The sequence below is a fragment of the Bacillus sp. V3-13 genome (assembly GCF_002860165.1).
In the GTDB taxonomy this organism is placed as follows: domain Bacteria; phylum Bacillota; class Bacilli; order Bacillales; family Cytobacillaceae; genus Bacillus_BJ.
This window is the reverse complement of the sequence record NZ_PGUZ01000034.1, coordinates 38,399-47,493: the sequence shown is the minus strand read 5'-3', so window position 1 is coordinate 47,493 and position 9,095 is coordinate 38,399. Positions and strand designations below refer to the sequence as shown.

The following is a 9,095-nucleotide window of genomic DNA, read 5'->3' as shown; positions in this document are numbered from 1 at the left end:
TGGAACACCCTGAAACCCGAGGACAAGAAGACAATATCTAATTCCTGTTTTCTACTCTACTTACTCTCATCATATGTCTGCAATAGACCTGGCATACGCGCAGGATATCAAGCTATCTCATTACAGGAAAAACGAGATCGATTTCGCGGCTTGTTCTTTCATCGACCTCAGAAGATTGGGCGTGTTGAGTTCGCTTAATGCGACTTGTTGGGAATCAAGCAAATCGATTTCAAGGATGTTGCGAACCCTTTCAATAAAAGCGCGGTCAAAGATATAGCAATTGATTTCGTGGTTCAAAAACAAGCTTCTTTGATCGAAATTTGCCGTGCCGATATCGCAAATTTTATCATCGATCATAATGACCTTTGCATGGTAAAACCCCTTCATATAATCATAGATTTCAGCACCTTCCCGGATGAGCCGCCTTAAATACCAAAAAGAAGCTTCTTTTACAAGCAAATGGTCGGTCATGTGCGGAACAATAACCTTCAGCCTTACCCCGCGTTTCAGCGCGTTCAGCAAATCAGCAAAAATCCGTTTACTTGGGATAAAGTAGGGGGTGCCGATAATAATGGTCGACTCTGCCTTATGGATTAAAGCTGAAAAAGTTTCCTCCAAAAAAAATCCTTCTGTCGGAATCACCTGATGGCGGCTTTTACCTTTTTCAAGCTCAGGAAAGTAAATCGGATTATTGAGCAGATCTGTCTTCGTTGCGATGCGCCAATCCTTTAAAAATTCCCTTTGTAAATCCGCTGCTCCCTCTCCGGAAATTTTTAGATGGTAGTCGCGCCATGGGTGCAGCTTTGGATCCTGGTCCATGTACTCTTTTCCGATATTGTAGCCGCCCATATAGCCGGTTTTGCCGTCAATAATCATGATTTTTCGGTGGTTTCGCACCTGGGTACTATAAAAAAGGAATGGCAGTCTTGGGACGTGGCAAAAGGCAAATTTCACATTTGCCCTTTCCAAATCCTGAATAACACGGCGGGAAATCGTCCTGCTTCCCATCCAGTCCAGAAGGAGCCGCACCTCTACTCCGCTCTGCGCCTTGCTTTTCAGGATCGCAAAGAATTCTTTGCTGACCAAATCGACTCTTACGATATAAAAAAGAATATGTATATGATGATTCGCTTTTTTTAGCAGCGAAAAATAATCGGAAAATAATTCGGGTCCGGTTGTAAATATTTGCAGGTTACTTTCCCTCAACGGATAATTTCGTCTCCTGATTTTCGCAAGCTGCGCCCGGCGGCCAAACTGGAAATCAAGGCAAATCCAAACGGCCAGCAAGAAAAGAGCGCCCAATACAGTCAATAAAATTTTCAACGAAATCCGCTCCCCCAGTCATTTCTTTTATATTTTCCCAAAACAAAGCTTCTATGAATGTTTCCTCGACTGGTATTTCAGGGAAATAATCCTTAAGGAATATATAAAAAATATTGACTGAATGCTCATTCATTATATAATGGAACTATAAGATAAATTCAGAAAATTTGATTGTTTAAAAATTTTCATCAAATGGTGTATTGGCGTTTTGCTGATTCCCATCAATTTTCAGGGAAGGGAGCTTATCCGACAATGAATGGGTTGTTGTGGATCAATCTGATTGTTTTCTTATTTGTAACCGCTTACGCTGTCAGTTTGTTTGTATACGTGGTGAAAACCAGGGTTGCTTTTATTAAACTGGGGAAAAAATCCGAGTTTGACAGCCGGGTTAAGGATCGCCTCGAAAACATTTGGGTCAATGTGTTCGGCCAAAAGAAGCTCTTAAAGGATAAAAAGAGCGGTGCGATTCACGTCATGTTCTTTTACGGGTTTTTACTCGTCCAATTTGGCGCGATCGATTTCATCTGGAAGGGGATCAAACCTGGCTCACACCTTCCGCTCGGCCCGCTTTATCCGGGATTTACTTTTTTCCAGGAGCTTGTCACGTTAATGGTGCTAATCGCGGTGGTTTGGGCATTCTACCGCCGTTATGTTGAAAAGCTCGTCCGCCTGAAAAGAGGTTTTAAATCCGGGCTTGTGCTCTTGTTCATTGGCGGCCTTATGCTGTCAGTGCTGATTGGAAACGGGATGAGCATGATCTGGCACGGGCATGATCCTGCCTGGACTGAACCGGTAGCTTCCGTCATTGCGTCAGGCTTCGCTGCAATCGGTAAAACGGCGTCGATCGTCATTTTTTATATTGCATGGTGGATTCATTTATTGTTCCTGCTTGCTTTTCTTGTCTATGTGCCTCAATCAAAGCATGCCCATTTAATCGCCGGACCTGCCAATGTGTACTTCGATCGTCTTGAGGATAAAGGCAAGCTCAAGAAAATTGATTTTGAGGATGAATCGCAGGAGTCATTTGGCGTTGGCAAAATCGAGGATTTCAACCAGCTCCAATTAATCGATTTGTACGCCTGTGTCGAATGCGGCCGCTGTACCAATATGTGCCCGGCAACGGGGACAGGTAAAATGCTGTCGCCGATGGACTTGATTGTCAAGCTCCGCGACCATCTCACCTTCCATGGTGCGGCGGTTACCTCGAAACAGCCATGGGTTCCGACCTTTGCTTTTGCAAATACAAAGGGAAACCAAATCGCGCTTGCTGCAGCTGGGCAGGGGGCGAAGGAGTCGGCTGCAGGACTTGCCTATCAACCAAGCCTGATCGGCGAAGTGATTACCGAAGAAGAAATCTGGGCCTGTACAACGTGCCGCAACTGCGAAGATCAGTGCCCGGTGATGAATGAACATGTCGACAAAATCATCGACCTGCGCCGCTATCTGGTGTTAACCGAGGGAAAAATGGATGCCGATGCACAGCGGGCGATGACGAATATTGAGCGCCAGGGCAACCCATGGGGACTGAACCGCAAAGAGCGCGAGGAATGGCGCGCGGTCCGGAATGATGTCCATGTTCCGACGGTGAAGGAAGTGAAAAAAGCCGGCGAAGAATTTGAATATTTATTCTGGGTCGGTTCAATGGGTTCATACGATAACCGCAGCCAAAAAATTGCCCTTTCGTTTGCGCGGCTTTTAAATGAAGCAGGCGTCAAGTTTGCGATTTTAGGAAACAAGGAGAAAAATTCAGGTGACACGCCGCGCCGTCTTGGCAATGAGTTTTTATTCCAGGAGCTGGCCGCGAAAAATATTGAAGAATTTGAAAAGAACGAAGTGAAAAAGATCGTCACGATCGATCCGCATGCGTATAACATTTTCAAAAATGAGTACCCTGCTTTCGGATTAACCGCCGAGGTTTATCACCATACCGAAGTTTTGGCAAAGCTCGTTGCAGAAGGCAAGCTTGTGCCGCGCTATGAGGTCAACGAAACGATCACCTTCCATGATTCCTGTTATTTAGGCCGTTACAATGATGTGTATGATCCGCCGCGTCAAATTCTCAAATCGATCCCGGGTGTTAAGCTTGTCGAAATGGAACGCAATCGCGAAAACGGCATGTGCTGCGGAGCCGGGGGCGGATTGATGTGGATGGAAGAAGAAACAGGACACCGGATCAATGTTGCCCGTACTGAGCAGGCATTAGCGGTAAATCCGTCCGTAATCAGTTCGGGCTGCCCGTACTGTTTAACGATGATTTCAGATGGGACAAAAGCAAAAGAGGTTGAAGATACAGTGCAGACATATGATGTGGCGGAACTGCTTGAAAAAGCAGTTTGCGGCAGCCAACAAGCACTTGTTTCTTAAAATTGGGGGTGGCCGGGCTTCTGCTGGCGCCCCTCCTTTCCCTGTGACTTTTGTGAATTTTTTATAAAGTATTTTAATTCTTACTATTTTTAAAGTATTATATATTTATAAATAAAGCGCTTACATTCTGATGCAGATGGCGTTTGGGGAGCCCCTTTTTTCTTTCTGGACGGCCTGAGCTGAGCGAGCGTTCAGTCGTTTTCGGCAGGCTCATCTTTTCCGACACCGGTTTATTTTGAAAAATTGATTCATAAAGGAGAGGTTTTGAATGGGGAAAACCGTTATTTTAAGCGGAGTGAGAACACCATTTGGCAAATTTGGCGGAGCTTTGAGCAGTTTTACTGCCTCACAGCTTGGCGGGATTGCTGTCAAGGAAGCGCTGCGGCGTGCTGATGTAAACCCTGAAGAGGTAGAAGAAGTGATTTTAGGAACGGTCCTCCAGGGCGGCCAGGGCCAGCTTCCCTCAAGGCAGGCGGCGCGGCATGCCGGGCTTCCATGGAACGTTAAGACAGAAACGATCAATAAAGTATGTGCATCGGGAATGAGAACTGTCACGCTTGCCGACCAGATGATCCGTGCTGGCGATGAAGAGGTTATCGTCGCAGGTGGAATGGAATCGATGAGCAATGCGCCATATATTTTGCCGAAAGCGCGCTGGGGACTGCGGATGGGTGATGCTTCGGTCAAGGATTTGATGGTCCATGACGGATTAAGCTGCAGCTTTACCGGAGTTCATATGGGCATATACGGAAACAGTACCGCGGAAGAGTTTGAAATTAGCCGCGAGAACCAGGATCAGTGGGCCTATCGAAGCCATCAGCGCGCCATTGCAGCGATTGAAGCAGGAAAACTGGCTGAGGAAATCGTTGCTGTTGAGGTGCCGCAGCGCAAGGGTGATCCACTCGTTATCTCCAGCGACGAGGCCCCGCGCAAGGACACTTCGCTTGAGAAACTGGCGAAACTTTCAGCTGTCTTCGATCCGAATGGCACAATTACAGCCGGTAATGCACCGGGAGTCAATGACGGCGCGGCCGCACTTGTGCTAATGAGTGAGGAGCGGGCAGAGCGGGAGGGCAGGAAAGCAGAGGCATACGTAATTGGCCATGCCGCGGTTGCTGTTGAGGCAAAGGATTTCCCGAAGACACCAGGCCTTGTCATTAATGAAATCTTGCGGAAAACAGGCAAGTCTTTAGAAGAAATCGATTTGTTTGAAATCAATGAAGCCTTTGCCGCGGTTGCGTTGGCGAGCAGCCAAATTGCTAATTTAGACGCGGATAAAGTGAATGTGAACGGCGGGGCTATTGCGCTTGGCCACCCGATCGGTGCGAGCGGAGCGAGGATCATTATCACTTTAATGCATGAACTGAAACGGCGCGGCGGCGGCATCGGAATCGCGGCGATTTGCAGCGGCGGCGGCCAGGGTGATGCTGTGATGATTGAAGTGCCAAAGCAATAATTTTTAAAAATGAACCAGGGGTGTGGCGTATGAATGTTGAAACAATCATGGTGATCGGTGCAGGACAGATGGGCTCAGGTATTGCCCAGGTCTGTGCCCAGGCTGGTTTTAATGTTATTTTGAACGATCTAAAGCGGGAGTTTACAGAGCGGGGCATGGCGGTTATTTTAAAAAATCTTTACAGGCAGGTTGAAAAAGGAAAATTGACGCCAGAGCAAAAAGACGGGATTATTGGCAGGCTTACTTTAACAACGGACCTTCAATATGCAAGCAGGGCGGATCTTATTATTGAAGCAGCCGTGGAAAATCTTGAAGTAAAAACGAAAATTTTTTCACAGCTTGACCAAATTGCTTCTCCAGGGGCGATTCTCGCCAGCAACACGTCCTCTTTGCCAATCACCGAGATTGCGGCAGCTACCAGCCGGCCTGAAAAAGTCATTGGCATGCATTTTATGAATCCTGTGCCGGTGATGAAGCTTGTCGAGATCATTCGTGGCCTGGCAACGTCAGATGAAGTCTATGAAACAATTGAAGCTGTTACGAAAAGGCTCGCCAAAGTTCCCGTTGAGGTCAACGACTTTCCGGGCTTTGTTTCAAACCGGGTATTAATGCCGATGATTAACGAAGCAATCTTCACGTTGTATGAAGGAGTTGCCTCAAAGGAGGCGATCGATGAAGTGATGAAACTTGGGATGAACCATCCGATGGGACCGCTCACCCTTGCCGACTTTATCGGTCTCGATACTTGCTTATACATTATGGAAACATTGCATGAAGGCTTTGGCGATGATAAATACCGCCCTTGCCCGCTCCTGCGCAAATATGTGAAAGCGGGCTGGCTCGGGCGTAAATCGGGCCGGGGCTTCTATATGTATGAATAAAGGCAGGGCTGGATCAGCAGCTTGATCCGGCAGGAGGAGATTAGCGTGAACCTGAGATTTACAGAAGAACAGGAAATGATCAGAAAAATGGTCCGCGATTTTGCCCGCAATGAAATCGCCCCGTTTGTTGAAAAAATGGAACAAGGTGAATTCCCGCGTGAGGTCTTAAAAAAAATGGGCGGGCTTGGCTTAATGGGAATTCCTGTCCCGGAGCAATATGGCGGTGCCGGCATGGATTTCACTTCCTATATTATTGCCATCAATGAAATTTCGAGAATTAGTGCGACGGTTGGAGTGATCTTCTCTGTGCACACTTCCGTCTGCACAAACCCGATTCTTTACTTCGGGTCGGAAGAGCAAAAGAAAAAATATGTAACGAAGCTTGCTTCAGGAGAGTATTTGGGGGCTTTTTGCCTGACTGAGCCAAGTTCGGGCTCGGACGCAAGGAGCCTAAAGTCAAAGGCCGTCAAGGACGGGGAAGATTATATTCTGAACGGCTCAAAGGCATTTATCACAAACGGCGGCGAAGCGGACGTATATATTGTTTTTGCGAGAACGGATGAGAAGGCGGGAAGCAAGGGGATTAGCGCTTTTATCGTTGAAAAGAACAGTCCGGGATTGGTTGTCGGGAAAGACGAACAGAAGATGGGATTGCACGGGTCCCGTACCGTCCAGCTGACGTTTGAGGATATGCGTATTCCAGCCGGAAATGTCCTTGGCAAGCCCGGAGAAGGTTTTAAAATCGCGATGGCCAACCTGAATGCAGGGAGAATCGGGATCGCTGCCCAGGCGCTTGGAATAGCGGAGGCCGCCCTCGAAGCAGCCGTCTCCTATGCCGGGGAACGCCGGCAATTCGGCAAGCCGATCGCCGCCCAGCAAGGGGTTGCCTTTAAACTCGCCGATATGGCGACGAATATTGAAGCGGCCAAACTATTAATCTACCGGGCGGCGCAAATGCGCTCACAAGGCCTGAACTGCGGAAAAGAAGCCTCGATGGCGAAGCTGTTTGCTTCCAAAACGGCAGTCGAAACGGCGATTGAAGCGGTGCAAATTTTTGGCGGCTACGGCTATACCGAAGACTATCCAGTCGAACGATATTTCCGCGATGCAAAAGTTACCGAAATTTACGAGGGCACCAGCGAAATTCAGCGGCTTGTGATCAGCAAAAACTTATAATTGGGGGAGTAACCAATGAATTTTCAGCTCACTGAAGAACATGAAATGATTCGAAAAATGGTCCGGGACTTTGCCAGGAATGAAGTGGCGCCCTCAGCGGCAGAACGGGATGAAGAAGAGCGTTTTGACCGGGAAATATTCGATAAAATGGCCGAGCTCGGCTTAACCGGAATCCCTTGGCCGGAAGAATACGGCGGCATCGGCAGTGACTATCTCGCTTATTGCATCGCTGTTGAAGAACTTTCCCGCGTTTGTGCTTCAACAGGTGTAACTTTATCGGCGCATACGTCACTTGCGGGCTGGCCAATATATAAGTTTGGCACTGAGCAGCAAAAACAGCAGTATTTGCGGCCGCTCGCTGAGGGAAAGAAGATCGGTGCTTACGGACTGACAGAGCCGGCAAGCGGTTCCGATGCGGGCGCTATGAAAACAACGGCCCGCCTTGACGGCGATCACTATGTTTTGAACGGATCGAAAATTTTTATCACCAATGGGGGAATTGCGGATATTTATGTCGTATTTGCGCTGACAGATCCGGCAAGTAAACATAAAGGGACGAGCGGGTTTATCATTGAAAAAGATTTTCCCGGTTTTTCCGTTGGCAAAAAAGAAAAGAAGCTTGGCATTCGCTCTTCGCCAACAACAGAAATCATTTTTGAAGATTGCCGGGTTCCAAAGGAAAACCGGTTAGGCCAGGAAGGGGAAGGCTTCAAAATTGCGATGATGACTCTTGACGGCGGCCGCAACGGGATTGCTGCCCAGGCGGTCGGGATTGCCCAGGGTGCGCTGGATGCAGCAGTTGATTATGCAAAGGAACGCGAGCAGTTTGGAAAACCAATTGCAGCCCAGCAGGGAATCGCCTTTAAGCTGGCCGACATGGCGACGGGTGTTGAAGCAGCGAGACTGTTAACCTACCAGGCAGCATGGCTTGAATCGGCAGGACTTCCATACGGGAAGGAATCTGCGATGTCAAAGCTGTTTGCCGGGGATACAGCGATGAAGGTAACAACAGAAGCGGTTCAAGTTTTTGGCGGCTACGGCTATACGAAAGACTATCCGGTTGAAAGATATATGCGCGATGCAAAAATTACGCAAATTTATGAAGGGACGCAGGAAATCCAAAGGCTGGTGATCTCGCGCCTGCTCACGAAATAACCAGGACCGATTTTAGCTTTTTTGCTTTTGCTGCTCACCAAAAAGAATGTCGGAAATACGGTCTTTCTGCTTTTTTGAAAGAAAAGGAGACAACAAAGGCGGTTGGGAAACGTGATTAACAAACGGGAAGTGCATGCTTCGGTAAAGGATGAACGCCTTGTGATCAAAAGGCGCAACCAAATGATTAAAGGGGCAGTCAGCCTTTTTAAAGAAAAAGGCTTTCATCGTACGACGACAAGGGAGATTGCGAAAGCATCCGGTTTCAGCATCGGCACGTTATACGAATACATCCGCACGAAGGAGGATGTTTTATACCTTGTCTGCGACAGCATTTATGACCAGGTGCGTGACCGGCTGCAAAAAGACCTTGATGACACCGAGGGCACACTCGAGAGCTTAAAGCTGGCAATTGCTCATTATTTCAAGGTCATGGATGAAATGCAGGATGAAGTTCTCGTCATGTACCAGGAAGCAAAATCGCTTTCAAAGGATGCCCTTCCGTATGTATTGAAAAAGGAATTTGAAATGGTTTCAATGTTTGAAGATGTGATCCGGCGGTGTGTCGACAATGGCGAACTTGCTTTATCGGAGAAACAAGTCGAATTCATTGCCCATAGCATCGTCGTCCAAGGGCAAATGTGGGGGTTTCGCCGCTGGGCACTGCAAAAGGTTTATTCTCTTGACGAATATATTGAACTGCAGACGGAGCTACTGTTTAACGGAATACGAGGGGGATGAGG

Annotated in this window: 7 protein-coding genes; 6 read left to right on the top strand and 1 reads right to left on the bottom strand. The window is 47.8% G+C overall.

Going from position 1 to position 9,095, the window contains the following annotated elements; all coding sequences use genetic code 11:
• Positions 1–120: 120 nt before the first annotated feature.
• A complete protein-coding gene (gene cls / locus CU633_RS13860) occupies positions 121–1,323 on the bottom strand; it encodes a cardiolipin synthase (protein WP_180954970.1) in 1,203 nt (400 codons plus the stop codon).
• Positions 1,324–1,575: 252 nt separating this feature from the next.
• Here cls and CU633_RS13855 point away from each other — a divergent pair, with 252 nt between their 5' ends.
• The 6 genes from CU633_RS13855 (at position 1,576) to CU633_RS13830 (ending at position 9,093) form a co-directional block, all read left to right on the top strand.
• Positions 1,576–3,687, top strand: coding sequence for a 4Fe-4S dicluster domain-containing protein (locus tag CU633_RS13855; RefSeq protein ID WP_101661188.1), 2,112 nt, complete (start codon positions 1,576–1,578; stop codon positions 3,685–3,687).
• A 268-nt stretch (positions 3,688–3,955) separates the two neighbouring features.
• Entirely contained in the window at positions 3,956–5,143 is a 1,188-nt protein-coding gene (locus tag CU633_RS13850; RefSeq protein WP_101661187.1) for an acetyl-CoA C-acetyltransferase, read from the top strand.
• Between the two features lie 29 nt (positions 5,144–5,172).
• Complete coding sequence (locus tag CU633_RS13845) at positions 5,173–6,024, top strand: 3-hydroxybutyryl-CoA dehydrogenase (RefSeq protein ID WP_101661186.1); 852 nt, start codon at positions 5,173–5,175, stop codon at positions 6,022–6,024.
• A 45-nt stretch (positions 6,025–6,069) separates the two neighbouring features.
• Positions 6,070–7,200: an acyl-CoA dehydrogenase gene (locus CU633_RS13840; protein ID WP_101661185.1), complete on the top strand. Its 1,131-nt coding sequence runs from the start codon at positions 6,070–6,072 to the stop codon at positions 7,198–7,200.
• A gap of 15 nt (positions 7,201–7,215) precedes the next feature.
• Positions 7,216–8,355, top strand: coding sequence for an acyl-CoA dehydrogenase (locus CU633_RS13835; protein WP_101661184.1), 1,140 nt, complete (start codon positions 7,216–7,218; stop codon positions 8,353–8,355).
• Between the two features lie 114 nt (positions 8,356–8,469).
• Positions 8,470–9,093, top strand: a complete 624-nt coding sequence (locus CU633_RS13830) for a TetR/AcrR family transcriptional regulator (protein ID WP_101661192.1) — start codon at positions 8,470–8,472, stop codon at positions 9,091–9,093.
• Positions 9,094–9,095: the final 2 nt, after the last annotated feature.